This is a genomic window from Streptomyces sp. NBC_00986 (genome assembly GCF_045162565.1).
Taxonomy (GTDB): Bacteria; Actinomycetota; Actinomycetes; order Streptomycetales; family Streptomycetaceae; genus Streptomyces.
Genome location: NZ_CP108733.1, coordinates 1,999,203 through 2,018,372 on the forward strand (window position 1 = coordinate 1,999,203; position 19,170 = coordinate 2,018,372).

The following is a 19,170-nucleotide window of genomic DNA, read 5'->3' on the forward strand; positions in this document are numbered from 1 at the left end:
GGCCCGACCCGCCAGCCCTCCCACCCCTCGAAGGACCCGACATGCATCGCCGTACCGCCCTCTCCGCCATAGCCGCGGCCGCCCTCCTCGCGGTCACCGGCTGCTCCGCCGACTCCACGGCCGCCACGAAGGACGGCACCACGACCGTCACCCTCGCCCTGGACTGGACGCCCAACACCAACCACACCGGCATCTACGTCGCCCAGGCCAAGGGCTGGTTCAAGGCCGCCGGGATCAACCTGAAGATCGTGCCGTACGGTTCGACCGCGCCCGAGACGCTGATCGCCAACCACAAGGCGGACTTCGGCATTTCGTACCAGGAGGGCGTCACCACCGCGCGTGCTGCGGGCCAGGACATCACCTCCGTCTACGCGGTGACGCAGAAGACGGACGTGACGATCGCGGTACGTGCCGACCGCGACGACATCACCACGCCGAAGGACCTGGACGGCAAGACGTACGCCGGTTTCGGCGCGCCGTACGAAAAGCCGCTGCTGCAGAAGGTGATCCAGAACGCGGGCGGCAAGGGCGACTTCAAGCAGATCACCCTCAACACCTCGGCGTACGCGGCCCTTTACGCGGGCCAGGCGGACTTCGCGATGCCGATGCCGACCTGGGAGGGCCTGGAGGCGAAGCTGAACGGCAAGCCGCTGAAGAACTTCCAGCTCTCCGACTACGGCTTCCCGGCGATCTACTCGACCCTCGTCGCGTCCTCGGACCAGTTCCTGAAGAAGAACCCGGAGCTCGCGAAGAAGTTCCTGGCCGCGGTCGACAAGGGCTACCGCTACGCCGCCGAACACCCTTCCCAGGCAGCCGACTTGCTGATCTCGGCGAACAAGAGCGTCCTCACCAACACCAAGCTGGTGAAGGAGAGCGAGGCGCTGCTGGCCAAGGAGTACTACAAGGGCACGGACGGTTCGATCGGCACGCAGAGCGCAGCGCGCTGGCAGGCCTTCGCGGACTTCGAGTACAAGGCGGGCCTGCTGGTCGACGCCAACGGCAAGAAGCTGACGTCGACCCCGAAGGCATCGACCTTCTTCACCAACGCGTATCTCCCGGACGCCAAGTGAGGCCGCTCCTGCGGTCGTTGTGGCCGCCGCTCCTCGTCCTCGCCGTGGTCCTCGGCGGTTGGCAGCTCTACGTCACCGCGGCCGGCGTCGATCCCACAACACTCCCCTCCCCCGCACGGGTAGTGGAGCAGGGCTGGCTGAACCGTCAGGACCTCTGGGACCAGACGCTCCCCACCCTCCAGGAGACGCTGCTCGGCTTCGCACTGTCGTTCGCGTCGGCCTGGCTGGTCGCCGTCCTCCTCGACTTCTCCTCGGCGGCCCGCCGGGGCCTGTACCCGCTGCTCGTCGCCTCGCAGACCATCCCGATCGTCGCCGTGGCACCGCTGCTGATCATCTGGTTCGGCTTCGGGCTGCTGCCGAAGATGCTGGTGGTGACCCTGACGACGTTCTTCCCGCTCGCCGCGAACCTCGCGGCGGGCTTCGCGGCGACCGACCGCGAGGCGATGCGGCTGCTGCGTTCCCTGGGCGCGGGCCGCTGGCGGACGTTCCGCCTGGTCCGGGTGCCGAGCGCGATGCCGTACTTCTTCGCCGGGCTGCGCGTGAGCATCACCTACGCCGTCGTCGGCGCCGTGTTCGCCGAGTACGCGGGCGCCGAGGCTGGCCTCGGGATCTACATGCAGGCGCAGAAGAGCGCGTTCCGCACGGACCTGGTCTTCGCGGCGGTCGCGGTGACGGCCGCGCTGAGCATCGCTTTGTTCGGGGCGACCTATCTGCTGCAACGGCTGGTCCTGCCGTGGGAGCGGGCGTTGAGGGAGGAGAAGGCGTCATGAGCAGTCTTCGTATCGAGGGCGTCGGCAAGTCCTTCGGGCAGTTGGAGGTTCTACGGAACCTCGAACTCGCGGTGGAACCGGGCGAGTTCGCGGCGGTCATCGGCCCGAGCGGCAGCGGCAAGAGCACCCTGTTCAACCTGGTCTCCGGACTGGACCGCCCCACGACGGGCCGGGTCCTGGTGGAGGGCGAGCCGGCCGGCGTGGAGTCCGGCAAGGTGGCCTACATGCCGCAGAAGGACCTGCTGTTCCCCTGGCGAACCGTGCTGGACAACACGGCACTGGGCCTTGAGGCACAGGGAGTTGGGAAGAAGGAGGCACGGCGCCGGGCTGACGCCCTGTTCCCGGACTTCGGCCTCGACGGCTTCCAGAAGGCGTACCCGTCCCAACTCAGCGGCGGCATGCGGCAACGAGCGGCCTTGCTGCGCACGGTGGTCCTGGAGCGACCGGTACTCCTGCTCGACGAACCCTTCGGCGCGCTCGACTCCCTCACCCGGACCGAGATGCAGCTGTGGCTGGCCGGCATGTGGCAACGCCACCGCTGGACGGTCGTCCTGGTCACCCACGACATCCGCGAGGCGGTCCTGCTCGCGGACACGGTCCATGTCCTGTCCCCCCGCCCGGCCACGATCGTCGACCGCGTCGAGGTCCCCCTGGCTCGCCCACGCGGCGCCGACGACTTCACGAACCCGGACTTCGCGACGACCGAGCGCCGCGTCCTGGATGCCCTGCGCGGCACAACGGCGGTGCGGACAGCGTGAGTTCACTCCTCGCCCACGGCCTGGGCACCGACCCGGTCGAACCCGACTGGCCACCGCTGACGGACACCGAGGTCACGGACATCGTGGGCCCGGCCCGGGTGGTGTGGCGCAGCCCGCGCCCGCTGTCAGCGGCGGCCGTCGTGGAACGGTCCAACCGCCGCCTCTTCGTGAAACGCCACCACACCTCCGTCCGCACGGCAGAGGGCCTGGCCGAGGAACACGCCTTCCTACGGCATCTACGGCTGCACGGCGCCCCGGTCGTCGAGGTGCTGGACGCGGCGACACGTGGCGAGTGGACGTACGAGGTGCACTCGGCCGGAGTCGGCACCGACCTCTACCGCGACGCCCTGTCCTGGTCCCCGTTCCGCTCCCCCGCCCACGCACGGGCGGCCGGCGAGGCACTGGCCCGTCTGCACCTGGCGGCGGAGGGCTTCGACGCACCACGCCGTCAAGTGCAGCCGCTGGTCGCGTCGTTCACGGTGTTCGCCTCGGCCGACCCACAGACGGAGCTGGAGCGCTACGTCGAGGAACGCCCCCAACTGGCAAAGGGGCTGGCGGACTTCCCGTGGCGGGAGGACACGCGCCGCGCCCTGCTCCCGCTGTACGAGGAACTGGCGCCGCACCTCCCCGGCCTCACCCCTCTCTGGACCCACAACGACTGGCACGCCTCCAACCTCCTCTGGAACGAGGACGGTTCGGTCGCGACAGCCCTCGACTTCGGCATGAGCGACCGCACGACAGCCGTGCACGACCTTGCCACGGCCATCGAACGCAACACCGTCCAGTGGCTCCAGCCCGGCTTCCCGGTCCGCGAGGCGGACGCGCTCGCACTCCTGGCCGGCTACCAGTCCGTACGGCCACTGAGCCCCACCGAGTCGAAAGCGCTCCCCGCGCTACTCCCCCTGGTCCACGCCGAGTTCGCGCTCTCGGAGCTCGGCTACTTCCACGGCGTGACGCGGTCGGCGGAGAACACGCGGCTGGCGTACGAGTATTACGTGGGCCACGCGGAGTGGTTCGCCGGGGAGAGCGGACGGCGCCTGTTGGACCTCTGCGGCGCTAGCGGGGCGACAGTTCGCGGGTGAAGACGACGCGGGGTCGGCCCGGCCCGTCGTAGTCCTCCACGATGCGCGCGTCGAAGCCGAGGGTCCGATGGAAGGCGATCGAACCCTCGTTGGTGACCGAGGTGATGGCCTTGAGACGGACCGCGCCCTGCCGACCGGCGGCCTCGATGAAGGCCGCGTAGAGGCTCCGTCCGAGTCCGGTGCCGCGTGTGTCGTCCCGGGTCGCCACCAGGTGGACGTATCCGGTGTGGTCGGGGGTGACGAACCCGAAGAGGTATCCCCGGATGCCGTCGGCGGCCCGCGCGACCAGACAGGTGGACCCGAACTCCTGCACCAGCGCGGTGAGATGGAGCGCGCGAAGATCACGCTCTCCCCAGTAGCGTGCGTGGTCCTCCAGCACCCGGTGGAGGTCGGTGACATCGGCGGGTTCGATACGGACGTCCATGGCATCGATCATGTCACCGTCGGCTCCATTCCTGGGCGAGCAGTTCGTACGAGCGGACCCGGTCCGGGTGGTCGTGGGTGATGGTGGTGATGAGCAACTCGTCGGCGCCGGTGGCCTCTTGGAGTTGTTCCAGTTGGTCGGCGACCCTGCCGGGTGAGCCGACGAACTGGGTGTCGACGCGGTCCTGGACCAGTTCGCGGTCCTCGTCGGTCCAGACGTGGGCGCGTGCCTCGTCGGGGGTGGGGAACTGGATGGCGCCCTCGGCCGTACGGATGGAGCGCACCCACAGGCCGTAGCCGGTGGCGAGTTCGCGGGCCGTGGCGTCGTCCTCGGCGACGACGACGTCGGCGGACACGGTGACGTACGGCTTGTCGAGGGCGTCGGAAGGCTGGAACGCAGCGCGGTAACCGTCCGCCGCCTCAAGGACGGTGGCCGGACTGACGTGGTAATTCGCCGCGAATCGGAGGCCGTTGCGGCCTGCGACCTCGGCGCTCGTACCGCCGCTGCTGCCCAGGATCCACACCTCGACGTCGGCACCCTCGCCCGGTACGACGTGGGCCTCGACGCCCTCCGGCGAGCGGTAGGTGCCGGCCAGCAGGGCGAGGACGTCGTCGATCTGGTCGCCGTAGACCTGGGACTTGGCGTCGGGCAGCAGGAGCAGTTTGCGCTGGAGGGCGATTCTGGGTGAGCCGAGGAGGCGCTCGAAGGAGAAACGGGGCGGGATGCGCAGGCCGTTGGGAGCTTTGCCGTCGACGATCGGGGTCGCCGTCGGCAGCGGGGGCGACGGGCGGCCCCCGGAGCGGCCCAGGCCCAGGTCGAAGCGGCCGGGGTGCAGCGCGTCGATCAGGCCGAACTCCTCGACCGTGGACAGCGCGGTGCGGTGGCCGAGTTGTACGGCGCCGGAGCCGAGCCTGATCGTGGAGGTCGCGGAAGCCGTCAGTGCCAGGACCACCGCGGGGGACGTGCCCGCTACGCCCGGGTTCAGGTGGTGCTCGGCGAACCAGTAGCGGGTGTACCCGAACTCCTCGGCCCTGCGCGCGAGTTCGATGGAGTTGCGCAGGGCCTCGGGCGCGGTGGAGCCGGAGGAGATCGGGACCAGGTCGAGGACGCCGAGAGGGATGGACATGTGCTCGCTCCTTCCTCAGTGGTCGGCGGGCGCGGGCTCGGGCAGCACCGGTCCCCAGTCGAACGGCGGGTCCGGGATGTCCTTGCGCAGCACGGGAGTCACCGACGACTGGAAGAGTTCGAGTGACGCCCGGTGCTGGCTGTCCGTCAAGCCGCCGGCATCCGCGTGGAGATGGAGCACCGTGTGCCCGAACTGCTCGTGGTAGCGGTGCACCTTGTCGATGACCTGCTGCGGGCTGCCGATCAGCGCGGAGCTGCGTTCGACGTAGTCCTCCAGGGTCTCGAAGACGATCGGCAGGCCCACCTGCTTCTGGAAGGCGAGGTTGCTCTCGAAGATCGGCCGGTAGACGGCCAGCGCCTCCTGTGTGGTGGGCGCGACGTAGAGGCCTGCCGTGCCCGCGCCGACCGCGATGTCGGCCGGGTCGTGGCCGTAGTGCTCCCAGCGTTCGCGGTAGTAGCGGATCAACTCGGCATACGGCTCTATGGGGTTGGTGACGTTCGCGGAGAACAGCGGGTCGCCGTAGCGGGCCGCCAGGTCGACGCTCTCCTTGCTCGTGGCGCTGCCGTGCCAGACCCGGACGGGTTGTTGGTACGGCTTCGGCCACACCTCCGCGTCCTTCAGCTCCGGACGGAAGCGGGTCTGCGCCGTCACCTTGTCCTGGCGCCAGAGCTGCCGGAACACCTCGTAGCTCTCGGCGTTGCGCTCCCACTGGTCCTCGGGCGTGACGTGGAACAGCTCGCGCTGGGCGGTGCCGTTGCCCTTGCCGATGATCAAGTCCAGGCGTCCGCCGGAGAGATGGTCGAGCGTGGCGTAGTCCTCGTAGGCCCTGACCGGGTCGAGGAGGCTCAGCGTGGTGACCGCCGTGAAGAGGCGGATGCGGCGGGTCAGCGCGGCGATGTGGCTGAGGACCACCGTCGGCGAGGAGGAGATGAAGGGCCGTTCGTGCCGCTCCCCCACGCCGAAGCCGTCGAAGCCCAACTCCTCGGCGAGCAGGGCGTTGTCGAGGACTTCGCGGAAGCGTTCGTGCGTCGACTTCCGTACGCCGGTCGTCGGGTCCGGGCGGTGGACGATGAGGGTGATCGCGAGGAACTTCACGATGCCGCCCGCTCCTCGCGCACGTCGTCGGGGTGGGCCAGGCCGAGGTGGTCGCGCAGGGTCGGGCCCTCGTACTCGGTGCGGAAGACGCCCTGTTCCTGGAGCAGCGGCACGACCTTGTCGGCGAAGGGGTCGAGGCCGGTCGGCGTGATGTGCGGGACGAGGATGAAGCCGTCGCTGGCGTCGGCCTGGACGAAGTCGTTGATGGTCTTCGCGACGGTGGACGGGGAGCCGATGAAGGCCTGCCGGTTGCCGGTCTCGATGACCAGGTCGCGGATGGACCAGCCGTTCGCCTCCGCCCGCTCACGCCACTCACGGGCGGTCGCCAACGGGTCGCGGTACATGCGGACCTGGGCCCGGCCCTTGGAGATGTGGTTGTCGCTGACGTCCGGGTCGACGCCGGGCAGCGGGCCGTCCGGGTCGCAGGACGAGAGGTCCCGGTTCCAGACGAACTCCAGGTGCTTGATGGCCGTGGCACCGCTGACCTGCTGGCGGCGGACCTCCTTGGCGAGGTCCTCGGCCTCGGCGTCGGTGTCTCCGAGGACGAAGGTCGCGGCCGGGAGAATCAGCAACTGGTCGGACCTGCGGCCGTACTTGGCGAGGCGGGACTTGACGTCGGTGTAGAAGGCCTGCCCCTCGGTGAGGGTGCTGTACCGGCTGAAGATGGCGTCCGCGCCGGCCGCGGCGAACTCGCGGCCCTCGTCGGAGTCGCCGGCCTGGAAGATCACCGGGCGGCCCTGCGGGGAGCGCGGCACGTTGAACTGGCCCTGGATGTCGAAGTGTTGGCCCTGGTGGACGAAGGCCCCGGCCTTGGCATCGCTCAGGAAGGTGCCGGTCGCCCGGTCGGCGACGATCTCGTCGCCGTGCCAGGAGTCGAAGAGTTCCTGGGTGGTGGCGAGGAACTCCTTGGCCCGGGAGTAGCGCTCGTCCTGCGGCAGGAAGCCGCCGCGCCGGAAGTTCTCGCCGGTGAACGCGTCCCAGGAGGTGACGACGTTCCAGGCCGCGCGGCCGTCGGAGAGGTGGTCGAGGCTGGCGAACTGGCGGGCCACCTCGTAGGGCTCGTTGAACGTGGAGTTGATGGTGCCGGTGAGCCCGAGGTGTTCGGTGACGGCGGCGAGCGCGGCGAGGATCGTGAAGGTGTCGGGGCGGCCGACGACGTCCAAGTCGTAGATCTTGCCGCCCTGTTCGCGCAGTCGCAGCCCTTCGGCGAGGAAGAGGAAGTCGAACTTGGCGCGCTCGGCGGTCCGTGCGAAGTGCGCGAAGGAGCTGAACTCGATGTGGCTGCCGGCCGCGGGGTCGCTCCACACGGTGGTGTTGTTGACACCGGGGAAGTGGGCGGCCAGGTGGATCTGCTTCAGGGGCTTGCTCATGTCGTACGGTCCCTCCGGCTCAGGCGGTGGCTGCGGCAGCGGCGTAGCGGTTGGCGGGGCGGGCGAGCCCCAGCAGTCCGCGCAGGGTGTCGGCCTCGTAGGCCTGGCGGAAGGCGCCCCGGCGCTGGAGTTCGGGGACCAGCTTCTGGGTGATCGCCGGGAGGTCGTGCCCTGCGACGGCGGGCCGCAGCCGGAAGCCGGTCAGGCCTGCTTCCTGCAACTCCTGGAGCAGGTCGGCGAGTTGGGCGGGTGTGCCGGTGAAGATGCGGGCGTCGCTGGTGTACGGCTCCCCCGCGAGGGCGTCGAGGCGTTCGCGGCGGGCCACCGCCGTGGCCTCGTCGTCGTCGAGGAAGACCACCAAGTCGCCGAAGATGTGCAGGAGTTCGTCGGCGCGTCCGGCGGTCTGCTGCTCGGCGCGGATCTCCGCGACGATCGCCCGCGCGTCGTCGGTGTCGTGCGGGGTGACGTAGCCGACGTCGGTGCCACGGGCGACCAGCCGGTACGGGATCGTCTGGTGGGCGAGGGAGCTGACGATCGGCTGGCCCTGCGGCGGGCGGGGTGTGATGGACGGGCCCTTGACGCTGAAGTGCCGACCCTCGAAGTCGACGTAGTGCAGCTTCTCCCGGTCGACGAAGCGGCCGGTGGCGATGTCCCGGATCTCGGCGTCGTCCTCCCAGCTGTCCCAGAGGCGGCGCACGACCTCGATGTAGTCGGCGGCCTCGTCGAAGTGCTCGGCGAGGCGCTCCTGCCCGGCCTCGCTCCGCAGGCTCTCCAGGCTGATCGGCGGGAAGGTGCGGCGGCCGAAGTGGTCGGCCTCGTGCGGGCGGGCGGAGAGCTGCACACGCAGGCCCGCGCGGCCGGTGCTGACGTAGTCGAGGGTGGCGATCGCCTTGGATATGTGGAACGGCTCTGTGTGCGTGGACACCACCGTCGGGACCAGGCCTATGTGGCTGGTGAGCGGTGCGATGCGGGCCGCGATGAGGACTGCGTCGAGGCGGCCGCGGACCTGGTCGGTGCGGCCGTCCAGCTCGCCGTAGTGCGAGGACTGGAGGCCGAGGCCGTCCTCGAAGGTCACGAAGTCGAGCAGGCCGCGCTCCGCCTCGGCGACCAGGTCGGCCCAGTATCCGGCGGTGAACAGGTCCCGGGGTCGGGCCACCGGTTCGCGCCAGGAGGCCGGGTGCCAGCCTGTGCTGTCGAGGGCGACGGCGAGGTGGAGGGGAGAAACGGGGGTCGAGGACACGAGGGTGCCTTCCTGGAGGTCCGTACGAGATCGCCGGCCCTCGAAGACGGGCGCACGGCGGCTGGGACAACGGGGTCAGGGGCGACAGAGCGCGCCGGCCGTGCGCAGCAGGTCGATGTGCTGCCGCGTGGTGAGACGCACGGGAAGGATGAATGCGCCACACATGTGCTCCACCTCCACGGAATCCGGCTTCATAAGGGGCAACGGCACGGCTATGCCGTTTCTTCCGGATCGGCGGCGGCAATCGGGCCAGTGCGCCGGACGAGCGAGAAGGCCGTACGGGCGCGCAGTGTGAAGCCGATCGACTCGTACAGCCGGATCGCGTTGGTGTTGCCGGCCGCGGCGTGCAGGAAGGGGTGCTCGCCGCGTGCCCTGATACCGGCGGCGACCGCGCGGACCAGGCGGGTGGCGAGGCCCCGGCCTCGGTGGTCGGGGTCGGTGCAGACGGCGCTGATCTCGGTCCAGCCGGGCGGGTGGAGGCGTTCGCCGGCCAGGGCGATGAGGCGTCCCTCGTGCCGGATGCCGAGATAAGTGCCCAGTTCGACGGTGCGGGGCAGGTAGGGGCCGGGTTCGGTGCGGGCGACCAGGTCGAGGATCTCGGGGACGTCGTCGGGGCCGAGGAGTACGGCCTCGGGGTCGGGCTCGGCCCGCAACCCGGTGTCCACGAGTTGGACACCCTGACCGGAGCGGACGATCTCCCAGCCGGCCGGGGTCTCGCTCACGCCGCGCACCGCGGCGGTGCCGTCGGGGCCCACGAGGGTGGCCAGGTCGGCCCAGGCGCGCGGGTCGTCGTTGTCGGTGATGGCATGGAAGCCGGCCACGTCGACGGGGTAGCGGGCGGCACGGCCGACGCGCTCGGCGAAATGGGCGTGCGGGCCGGTGAGTGCGGCCCAGGCGGGGTTGTCCAGAACGTGGGACGTGGAGGTGGTGGTTTCGATACTGGCGGTGGAAGACATCGGGTGACGGCTCCGGTACTGGTCGCACGGGCGGGGACCCCGCTGTGACGCGGCGGGGTCCCCTTGCGGAGAGGGTGGGTCAGGAGTCGCTGAGCGGCAGTCCGGGCGGGTTGACCTCGGACTTGGCGACGGCCTCGTCGGAGAGGTTCCAGGCGGCCAGCCACTTGGCGTACTGCCCGTTCTTGATCAGGTAGTTGATGGCGTCGGCGAGGGGCTTGGCGAGGCCGCTGTTCTTCTTCGCGGTGGCCGCGATCAGGCCCTGGAGGGAGGATCCGGCGCCGGAGTACGTGCCGCCACTGCGGACGGCCTTCGCCGTGCCCTTGGTCGAGGAGACCTGGTAGGCGACCGAGGGGTTCGGCGCGAGGTAGGCGTCGATCTTCCCGGCTGCCAGCGCGAGGTAGGTGCTGTTGTTGTCCTGGAAGTATTTGACGGTGAGCGCCTTCTTGCCCTCGGCGGCCAGCTTCTTCTTCCACTCCAGGAGGATCCGCTCCTGGTTGGTGCCCGCGCCCACGGCGACGGTCTTGCCGGCGAGGTTCTCGTAATCGCCGTCGAAGTTCCAGGAGTTGCTCGCCTTCACCGCGAAGCCGAGGTTGTCCTCGCGGTAGGAGGCGAACTCGTACTTCGCCTTGCGCTCCTCGGTGTCGGTGACGTTGGAGAAGGCGACGTCGACCTTGCCGCTGTCCAGGCCGATGAAGAGGTTCTCCCAAGTGGAGTTGTCCAGCTCGGGCTTGAGACCGAGGACGGCGGCGACGAGGCGGGCGATGTCGGTCTCGGAGCCGGTGAGGGTCTTCTGGTCGGAGCCGACGTAGCCGAGCGGCGGGGATCCGGCGGGCAGGAAGCCGACGCCGATCTCCAACTTGCCGTTCTTCGCTATGGACTTGGGCAACTCGGCGCTGATCGACTTCACTTCGGCGACCTTGAGTGTCGCCTCCTTGGCGGCACCGTTGGAGAGAGCGCCCACGGTGACCGTGCCGGAGGCGGCGCTGCCGGTGGTGGCCGCGTCACTGTCGCCGCCGCAGGCCGCGAGCCCGCCGGCGAGGGAGGCGAGGACGGTTCCCGCGGTGAGTCCGCGAGTGATTCTGCCGCGAAGGCTGGGAGTGGGCATGGCTGTTCCTAGGCTCGGTGTTGAGGGCTGCTGAAGGGGGAAGTGCGGGGTTGCTGAAGGGCTCAGTGCGGGTGGCTCAGAGGACCTTGCTGAGGAAGTCCCGGGTCCGCTCGTGCTGTGGCTTGTCGAGGACCTCGTGGGGCGGGCCCTGCTCGACGATCTTTCCGCCGTCGATGAAGACGACCCGGTCGGCGACCTCGCGGGCGAAGCCGATCTCGTGGGTGACGATGACGAGGGTGGTGCCGCTGGTCGCCAAGTCCTTGATGACGGAGAGGACTTCACCGACGAGCTCGGGGTCGAGGGCGGAGGTCGGCTCGTCGAAGAGGATGACCCCGGGACGCAGGGCGAGGGCGCGCGCGATGGCCACGCGCTGCTGCTGGCCGCCGGAGAGCTGCCTCGGGTAGGCCCCGGTCCTCTCGGCGAGACCTACGCGGCCGAGCAACTCCCGGGCCAGTTCCAGGGCTTCGGGCTTGCCGAGCCTGCCGGTGGCGACGGGTGCCGCGGCCACGTTGTCCAGCACGGTCAGATGCGGGAAGAGGTTGAAGTTCTGGAAGACGAACCCGATCCGGCTGCGCTGCGCGAGGATGGCCCGCTCACTCAACTCCTTGAGCCTGCCGCCCTGTTGCCGCACTCCGATCAGCTCGCCGTTGACGCTGACGTAGCCGATCTCGGGCTTCTCCAAGTGGTTGATGACCCGCAGCAGCGTGGACTTCCCGGAGCCGGACGGGCCGAGGATCACGGTGACCTCGCCGGGCCGTACGGTCAGGTCGACGCCGTCCAACACCCGGTGCGCGCCGTACCACTTGTGCACGTCGTGCACCTCTACGGCGGCGGGTGTGATGTCCGCCGGCGGTTCGGCGGTGTTCGTGGTCATACGGCGGCCTCCCTGCGGATGCGGGCCCGCAGGTCGGTGACACCGGTGCGGAGTTTCTGGATCGGGGTCGGCGGCAGGGAGCGGGTGGCGCCCCGGGCGTAGTGCCGCTCGACGTAGAACTGGATGACGGACACGACGCTGGTCAGGATCAGGTACCAGACGGTGACGACCAGGAGCAGCGGCACGATGTCGCCGGGGTAGGTGGAGCCCATCGTCTGCGCGGAGCCGAACAGGTCGAGCAACGAGACGTAGAAGACCAGCGAGGTGCTCTTGATCAGGCCGATCAGCTGGTTGACGTAGTTCGGGGTGATGGAGCGCAGCGCCTGCGGGAAGACGATCTTGCGGAACTGGTAGCCCTTGGGCAGGCCGAGGGCGGAGGCCGCCTCGTGCTGGCCCTGGTCGACGGAGAGGATGCCACCGCGGACCACTTCGGCCGCGTAGGCCGCCTCGTTGAGGCTGAGTCCTACGACGGCGACGGCCATGTCGGTGGCCAGCTTCGACTCGTCGAAGGAGAAGAAGGCGGGGCCGAAGGGGACGCCGATGCTGAGCGTCTGGTACAGGGCGCTGAAGTTGTAGAGGAAGATCAGGACCACGATGAGCGGGATCGAGCGCAGGGCCCACACATAGGTCCAGCTCGTCGCGCGCAGCACGGGGCTCTTCGAGAGTCGGGCCAGGGCGAGCAGAATGCCGCCGAGGAGGCCCAACACCGCGCTGAGTGCGGCTACTTCGAGGGTGATGACGAGTCCGTCGAGGATCGTCGGGCGCAGGAACCAGTAACCGAAGCGGCTCCACTGGTAGAAGGGGTTGGTCGCCAGGCCGTGGACGAACTGGGCGACCAGTACCAGCACGACCAGGGTGACGATCCACCGGCCGGGCCGGCGCAGCGGCTGAACTCGCTGTGCTGTCAGGGGTTTTGACGGGGCGTCGGCGGACGGGGCGTCGGCCAGGGACACGGTGGTGCCCGGGGGTTCAGTCATGGAGGGCTCCGGCAGGTTCACAGACCCCGGTCCGTGGCGGTGGACGCGCGACGGCGGACGGCACGCGCGGGTGCACGGGACCGGGGGCGGGGAGGGGGCAGGCACACCGACGGGATCGGGTGTGCGTCAGAGGTGCGTCGGCCGACTGGTCGTCAGGCCCGACAGCGGGCGCGGCCCGACGCGGTACACAGTGCGCTGCTGACCCGGAGCAGATCGACAGCACGGTCGGCGACGAACAGGTTGGCGTACGACCGTACGCAGCCCTGCGGGCGGCATGTGGCCGTCCTGAGAGCTGCGTACATGGCGTCACCCGTCACTGTTCCGGCCCCGCGGGGCCTCGCGCTTACCGAAAAGGTCATCCGGTCCGGTCGTCACCTGGGGCACCCCACCGCGTGCGAGGGTTGCCGGTCAGCAAGCCAGGGCCTGTCGCTGACACTCATGACCGTTCTGGTTCGCAAGTTAAGACAATTGTCCGAACGTATGTCAATGGCCGTCCAGCAACTGGACGGCACAGACCGCGCTCAGCTGCGGCAAGCTCCCGTTTCGTCCGCCGCGTGGGCCGCCCAGTCCAGGATCTGGACAGCCGCGCCGGCGGCCTCCAGGCCCCGGCAGTGGGCGTGGTGACGGCGGGCGATGCCGTCGAGGTCGAGGTGGGTGCCGAAGGCCGGGTGGGCGGCGAGGCGGCGGGCGTAGGCCCACAGGTGGGGGTGGTCGGCGATGCGCTGGACGGCGGCGGCGTCCAGGTGGTTGCGGTGCACGGTGTCGAGTTGGACCAGGGACACCCACAACTCGACGTCGGCGGCGGTGAGTTCGTCGCGGATCATGTGTTCGCGGCCGTCCAGCCACCGGTCCAGCGAGCCCAGCGTCTCCAGCAGCCGGGCGACCGCCTCGTCGCGCTCCTCCTGCTCGACACCGGCCGCGCCGGCGCGCTGCGCGGCGTCCTCGATGCCGTCCGCGCACAGCCGCTCGACGGCCTCGATCTCCGACTCGGCGCCGCACGGGTACAGCTGGGGTCCGCCCTCGCCGAAGTGCCGGGCGAGGTCGCGCGTGATGTCGGGGGCATGCGTGCTGACGATCCGGCCGGACCAGTCGTCGCTGAGCACCGGCGCGGCGGCGGGTCCGGAGTACCGGTGCGCGCTCGCCTCGTAGAGCGGGCGCAGCGCGGAGTGTCCACCACTCGGACAGTCGGGTACGGCGGACAGGAACACGGCCGGACAGCTCTCGTCGAGGCCGAGCAGGCTGTGGGTGACGGCGATGCGCAGGCCGTCGGCGCAGGCGGTGGACAGATGGAGGCGGTAGCGGCGCGGCACGGCGTAGTGCCCGCTGCGCGCGTCGCGTCCGATCCGGCCCCGGAACGTGGGGGCGGACCGGGGTGAGGGGATGGCGGCGAGAGGCGTGCTGGACATGGGACTCCCCGGGTACGGGCGCGTGGACGTACGCGCGGCGGAAGCGTCGTCGTGCGGTGGACGGGGGTTCAGCGCAGGGGGTTCAGCGCGCTGCAGACCCGCAGCAGGTCGATGTGACGGCGGGAGGTCAGAAGAGGCGAACGGCCCACGCGACGAGTGGTGACCGGCTCAAGCCCCATGTTTCCCTACCTGTTCACTAGGATTCCCTACTGGAGTGTCGATCCGCCGTCGCCCGGGGTCAAGAGGGCGTCCACGGGTCGGGCACCGATGCCCGACCCGTGGACATGCAGGGCGGCTACTTCGCGTACATCAGGGTGCCGAACCCGAGCTGGTCGTAGCCGCCGCTGTCGGAGCCGTAGTCACCTCCCCCGCCCTCGGGTGCGACGAGGTTGTAGTACATGGCCGAGATGTTCTTGTCGTCGAGGCCGATCCGCCGGTTGTAGTGGAAGTGGAGCATCGCCCACACCGGGCGGATCTGGCCGCGCGAGGCGGAGGAGATCACCGTCTGGGACGACTGGGCGCAGCTCTGTCCGGTGCCCCAGGTGTAGGTGGTGTAGGGCACGTCGCTGCCGCTGTTGTACTTCGCGACGTACTGGGCGGCCTTCATGAAGCGGCGGCTGTCGTAGGAGTACAGGTCGTCGCCCTGGTTCCAGGCCATCTCGCAGATCGCGCCCATCTGGCCCATGCCGAGGACGGTGTGGCCCTGGTCGCGGCCCGATTCCTGCCACTGGCCCAGCGCGTAGCCGTCCGCGTCGGTGTACAGATACGGCACGGCGTGCGCGATGGAGCCGTTGCCCGCACCGGACTTGAAGTACGTGACGGCCTGGTCGTACTTGGCGGAGTCCTCGTTGAGGATCCCGATGGCCAGCACGGACGCCATGTTGCACAGATCCCAGTTGGCCCAGTAGTTGGTGATGCAGGCGTCGTTGTGGTTGGTCAGGAAGCTGTTGTTCATCGGGTAGAAGACGTTCGCCATCAGCTCCTGCGCGGCGGCGAGGTCGAACCCGGAGTAGTCCCGCATGAGTTCGCACGCGTTGGCGAACTGCCAGCCGTAGAGGCCGGCCGCGAGGAACCGGTCGGCGTCGCCGCCGATCGAAGTGAGCTTCGTGGACCAGGCGTTGAGGATGTTCGCGGCGCAGACCGCGTTGGCCTCGGTGCCGCCGACCTTCCAGCGCAGGGCGTTCTGGTAGGCGGCGGCGATGTCGTTGTAGAGGAGGCTGTAGTTCTGTCCCGTGCCGCCTCGGATGATCGTCGCCGTCGCCCGGTTCGTCCAGGTCGACTGGGAGTGGGAGTTGGCGGTCAGCCTGCTCCAGCCGGACAGCCAGGGGTCGGTTCCCGCCGCGACCCTGACCTTGGCGCGGTTGATGTCGCCGGCGTTGTGCAGCATGCCGGGGTGGGTGAACGTGGCCGGGGCCGCGTGCGCGGTCGTGGCCACCGTGGCGCCGCCCAGGGCGACGGCTGCGGTGAGCCCGCCCGCGGTCTTCAAGAGACCGCGGCGGCTCAACTCGGTTCCGCGGAGGTGCTCGTGGGGGGACGTGCGGCTCATTGCGGTGCATCTCCAATCCATGAAGGATCAGGTGGGCGTGATGCTCACCTCGTCGAACTCGGTGGTGCAGCGGACCAGTTGGCTGCGCGAACAGACCACCAGCCCGACGTGGTAGGGGGCGTCACCGAAGCCGGGGATCTCTCCGTCGGCGAGGGGGGTCCAGGTGACACCGTCATCGGTGGACAGCGCCGCGCTGAAGGCGGTCCCAACGCGCTTCAGCCGCAGCAGGGTCGGGAGGGTGACAGCGGCTCCGCCGGTGAAGGCGGAAGCACCGGCCACGGTCTTGCGGAGCATGAGCTGGGCACCGGTCCCGCCGGTGACGATCGCCCCGGCGGCCTGGTCGAACGGCGACAACGACTTCGCCATCAGCAGCCCGACCCGGTCGGTGGTCACACCGCTACGGGAGACGATCCGGGCGACGACCTCGCAGTCACCGCTGACGGTCCGCCGTACGAACTGCCCTGTCATTCCCTGGCCGTTGGCGTTCAGGTCGACACCCGCGCCCCGCACGGTGAAGGTGCCGCCGTCGTACGACGTGCTCCCGGGCGTCGTGATCGCCACCACGCCCAGCGTCCCGAAGGCACGGTCGTCGAGCACGGTGTCGCCGAGATCGCCGTACGTCCACGGCGCGGGCGGCGCGGTGCCGACCGCGAGGGCGAGGGAGCCGGTCGTGGTTCCGGAGGCGTTGGCGGCGGTCGTCGCGACCGTGAAATCGCCTGTCTCCGTGGGAATTCCGGAGATCAGGCCCGTACGGCGATCGATGCGGAGACCGGCGGGCAGGCCGACTGCGGTGAACCGCACGGCCTCGTGTGAGGCCCGCAGCAAATACTGGAAAGCAGTGCCCTGGTTCGTGAACGCGGCGGTGGCCGAGGTGAGTTGGGGTTGCGTCGGGGTCGGCATCACGGCCAGCGCCGGCGCCGAACGCGGCCCGCGTCCACCGGTGTTGGTCTTCGCGACCGTGTAGTGGTACGTCGTTCCCGGCGTCCCCGTCGCGTCGGCGTACCGGATGCGGGTGCCGAAGCCGACCGGGCCGACGCGGGTGGCAAGGGTCTTGTACGGTCCGCCGGTGCGCGTGGCGCGCAGCACCGTGTACTCGGCGGAGAGGTCGGGGTCGGTCCAGGCCAACTCGACTGCGTCCGCGCCGGTTTCGGCCCGTAGGTCAGTGGCGGTGCGGGCCGGGCGGGGTACGCGCCAGACCGTGCCGGACGAGGAGGTCACGGTGACGTTGTCGAAGGCGCCGGTGCCGGTCTCGGCGTAGTCCTCGTCAACGCCGAGGCAGGAGGTGAGGGCGAGCCCGGCGTATGCGGTGCGGCCCAACTCGACGTCGGTGGAGCCGACTTCGGTCCAGTGGACGCCGTCCGGGGAGATGGCGCCGGTGCAGCGCGCGCCCTTGCGGGTCACGCGGACCCAGTAGGGCGCCCGGAGCCGGTATCCGTCGCCCGCGCCTTCAACGTACGGCGCCTCCAGAGGCGTTGCCGACTCGGGCAGCGTGCCGAGGCTGGAGATCGGGAAGGCCGCGTTCACCGTGATCGCCTGCTGCTGGGAGGGCGGTACGGGGGTGCTGCCGGTCGCGGAGATGCCCGCACCGCTCGACGGGCGTGCCGTCCAAACCCCGCTCCACGTGTGCAGCGGCAGCCCCTGGATCAGCATCGAGGCGTGCGCCGCGTCCGGGTCGAGGGAGGCGCGGACGGTGACGCCGATCTTGGAGTACTGCGAGCTGAGCGGCCACACGATCCGCGCGGTGACCGTACCGTCGCCGCGCAACGGGAGATGGACGAGACGGTAGGTGTCGGAGGTCCCGCTGGCCTCCAGGACGAAGCGCTCGCCGTCGAAGGCGGCGGAACCGGGGATCTTCACCCCACCCACGTCCCGGGTCGACCAGGGCGAGGGAAGACCGGCGGAGGCGGCCGCCCATGCCGAACTGCTGCTCCCGCCAAGGGCGTTGGAGGCGGCGACGGTGTAGTAGTACGTCCGCCCCGCGTGCACGTTCCGGTCGGTGTACGTCGGCCGGGCAACGCCGGACGCGATCTTCTCGTAGCGGCCGTCCGCGTCGGTGGCCCGTAGGACCGTGTAGGCGTCGGCCCAGGTCGCCGGCAGCCAAGTCACCGTGACGGAACGGTCGTTGCCGACCGCCGTGACACCGGCCGGTGGTGAAGGAACAGTCGGCGAGGGGGTCGTAGCACCCGCGTAGGCGAAGGTGCCCCAGCTCGGGAGGTCGTCGTTGCTGCCCTCGATGGCGCGGACTCCGCCGGTGCCTCGGAAGACGGCGTTCTTCGTATACGGGGTGTCCAGGCCGCGCACACCGGCGTAATGGGCGTACGCCATCTCGTAGATGGGCGGCAGGGTGCCGCGAGAAGTCGCCGAGACCGCCGTCTTGATGTACTTGCCGGTGCGGTCGAGGTCGGGGACGAAGGGGACGTCGCCGCCGAGGTTGTAGCGGGCGGCGTACTCGACGTTGGCGAGGATGCGGTTGTCGTCGAAGCCCCAGAGGTCGACGCCCTGGTTCCAGGCGACCTGCGCGGCATCCGCCAACAGGCCCACCGCGAGCTGTTCGTGGCCCTGGTCCCGTCCGCTCTCCTGGCCCTGGCCGGCGTCGGTGACGATGCGGTGGAGGACGCTGCCGTTGCCGGCGCCGGCCGCGGCGAAGCGGAGCGCGTCGTAGAAGAAGGTGGATTCCTCGCAGAACACACCTATGGCCAGGAGGGATTGAAGGGACGTCAGGTCCCAGTTACCGTTGGCGTAGAGGGTGTAGGGGGACAGGGCCGGGTACCAGACGCGGAGGAAGGACTCCTCGCAGCGGGCGATGTCGGCGGCGGTCCAGCCGTCGTAGCCGGTGTGGCGGAGCAGTTCGGCGGCGTTGACGAACTTGAAGGCCTGGAGGCCCGCGCCGAGGGGGCCGTCGGCTCCGGTGATGGCGGTAAGCGAGGCGGACCAGGCGTTGAGGATGTCGCGGGCCTTGTCGGCGTGTGCGGTGTCTCCGGTGACGGACCAGATGAGGGCGTTCTGGTAGGCGGCGGCCGAATCGGCGACGGCCTGGTTCTGGTAGTTAGCGGGGCCGCGGCCCCAGGTGGTGATCTGGCCGGTGTTCTGCACGGCGTACGACGAGGAGGACCGGGCGTTCGCGGCGAGCGCCAAGTAACCGTCGTGGACCGGAGATTGCTTGGCGGCGACCGCCGCCTTCATACGGGCGAGGTCATCGGCGGTGTGCAGCAGACCGGGGTGGGTGAAAGCCGCAGTGTGGTTCTCGGCGGCCCGCGCGGTGCCGGGCACGAGCAGTCCGCTCGCACCCGAGGCCAACAGCAAGGCCGCGGCACCGCCGAGGAATCCTCGGCGGCTGAGCGGACCCGAAGTAGTCACCTGCGGTTCGGCAG

17 protein-coding genes and 1 riboswitch are annotated in these 19,170 nt (G+C 69.9%); of the genes, 4 read left to right on the plus strand and 13 right to left on the minus strand.

The window, feature by feature from the left end; translation table 11 throughout:
* Positions 1–41 precede the first annotated feature (41 nt).
* The 4 genes from OG504_RS08785 to OG504_RS08800 are packed head-to-tail and all read left to right on the plus strand — an operon-like array spanning position 42 to position 3,680.
* Positions 42–1,070, plus strand: a complete 1,029-nt coding sequence (locus OG504_RS08785; protein ID WP_405989248.1) for an ABC transporter substrate-binding protein — start codon at positions 42–44, stop codon at positions 1,068–1,070.
* Positions 1,067–1,840 carry an ABC transporter permease gene (locus OG504_RS08790; protein ID WP_405989249.1) on the plus strand — a complete coding sequence of 258 codons (774 nt, stop codon included), beginning with the start codon at positions 1,067–1,069 and terminating at the stop codon, positions 1,838–1,840. Before OG504_RS08785 ends, OG504_RS08790 begins: the two co-directional genes overlap by 4 nt.
* Positions 1,837–2,598 carry an ABC transporter ATP-binding protein gene (locus OG504_RS08795; protein WP_405989250.1) on the plus strand — a complete coding sequence of 254 codons (762 nt, stop codon included), beginning with the start codon at positions 1,837–1,839 and terminating at the stop codon, positions 2,596–2,598. Before OG504_RS08790 ends, OG504_RS08795 begins: the two co-directional genes overlap by 4 nt.
* Complete coding sequence (locus OG504_RS08800) at positions 2,595–3,680, plus strand: phosphotransferase enzyme family protein (RefSeq protein WP_405989251.1); 1,086 nt, start codon at positions 2,595–2,597, stop codon at positions 3,678–3,680. The genes OG504_RS08795 and OG504_RS08800 overlap by 4 nt, the downstream gene beginning before the upstream one ends.
* Here OG504_RS08800 and OG504_RS08805 read toward each other — a convergent pair.
* The 13 genes from OG504_RS08805 to OG504_RS08865 form a co-directional block, all read right to left on the minus strand.
* The gene (locus OG504_RS08805; protein WP_405989252.1) at positions 3,655–4,116 is read right to left on the minus strand and encodes a GNAT family N-acetyltransferase; all 462 of its coding nucleotides are present in this window, start codon (positions 4,114–4,116) and stop codon (positions 3,655–3,657) included. The two genes, OG504_RS08800 and OG504_RS08805, sit on opposite strands and share 26 nt — an antisense overlap.
* 1 nt (position 4,117) lies before the next feature.
* On the minus strand, positions 4,118–5,230 hold the full coding sequence (locus OG504_RS08810) for an LLM class flavin-dependent oxidoreductase (RefSeq protein WP_405989253.1): 1,113 nt from the start codon (positions 5,228–5,230) through the stop codon (positions 4,118–4,120).
* Between the two features lie 15 nt (positions 5,231–5,245).
* Positions 5,246–6,325, minus strand: a complete 1,080-nt coding sequence (locus OG504_RS08815; protein ID WP_405989254.1) for an LLM class flavin-dependent oxidoreductase — start codon at positions 6,323–6,325, stop codon at positions 5,246–5,248.
* Positions 6,322–7,695: an NtaA/DmoA family FMN-dependent monooxygenase gene (locus tag OG504_RS08820; RefSeq protein WP_405989255.1), complete on the minus strand. Its 1,374-nt coding sequence runs from the start codon at positions 7,693–7,695 to the stop codon at positions 6,322–6,324. Before OG504_RS08820 ends, OG504_RS08815 begins: the two co-directional genes overlap by 4 nt.
* 19 nt (positions 7,696–7,714) lie before the next feature.
* Complete coding sequence (locus OG504_RS08825; RefSeq protein WP_405989256.1) at positions 7,715–8,935, minus strand: LLM class flavin-dependent oxidoreductase; 1,221 nt, start codon at positions 8,933–8,935, stop codon at positions 7,715–7,717.
* A 212-nt stretch (positions 8,936–9,147) separates the two neighbouring features.
* Positions 9,148–9,891, minus strand: a complete 744-nt coding sequence (locus OG504_RS08830; RefSeq protein ID WP_405989257.1) for a GNAT family N-acetyltransferase — start codon at positions 9,889–9,891, stop codon at positions 9,148–9,150.
* 79 nt (positions 9,892–9,970) lie between these two features.
* The gene (locus OG504_RS08835; protein ID WP_405989258.1) at positions 9,971–10,996 is read right to left on the minus strand and encodes a transporter substrate-binding domain-containing protein; all 1,026 of its coding nucleotides are present in this window, start codon (positions 10,994–10,996) and stop codon (positions 9,971–9,973) included.
* A 76-nt stretch (positions 10,997–11,072) separates the two neighbouring features.
* A complete protein-coding gene (locus tag OG504_RS08840; protein WP_405989259.1) occupies positions 11,073–11,870 on the minus strand; it encodes an amino acid ABC transporter ATP-binding protein in 798 nt (265 codons plus the stop codon).
* Positions 11,867–12,847 carry an amino acid ABC transporter permease gene (locus tag OG504_RS08845; protein ID WP_405989260.1) on the minus strand — a complete coding sequence of 327 codons (981 nt, stop codon included), beginning with the start codon at positions 12,845–12,847 and terminating at the stop codon, positions 11,867–11,869. Before OG504_RS08845 ends, OG504_RS08840 begins: the two co-directional genes overlap by 4 nt.
* 334 nt (positions 12,848–13,181) lie before the next feature.
* A riboswitch (SAM riboswitch) is annotated at positions 13,182–13,291 on the minus strand.
* Between the two features lie 77 nt (positions 13,292–13,368).
* Positions 13,369–14,253, minus strand: a complete 885-nt coding sequence (locus OG504_RS08850; protein WP_405989261.1) for a glutathione S-transferase C-terminal domain-containing protein — start codon at positions 14,251–14,253, stop codon at positions 13,369–13,371.
* 68 nt (positions 14,254–14,321) lie between these two features.
* Positions 14,322–14,432: a putative leader peptide gene (locus OG504_RS08855; protein WP_352181201.1), complete on the minus strand. Its 111-nt coding sequence runs from the start codon at positions 14,430–14,432 to the stop codon at positions 14,322–14,324.
* A 116-nt stretch (positions 14,433–14,548) separates the two neighbouring features.
* Entirely contained in the window at positions 14,549–15,799 is a 1,251-nt protein-coding gene (locus OG504_RS08860; protein WP_405989262.1) for an alginate lyase family protein, read from the minus strand.
* A gap of 27 nt (positions 15,800–15,826) precedes the next feature.
* Complete coding sequence (locus OG504_RS08865; protein ID WP_405989263.1) at positions 15,827–19,156, minus strand: alginate lyase family protein; 3,330 nt, start codon at positions 19,154–19,156, stop codon at positions 15,827–15,829.
* Positions 19,157–19,170 lie beyond the last annotated feature (14 nt).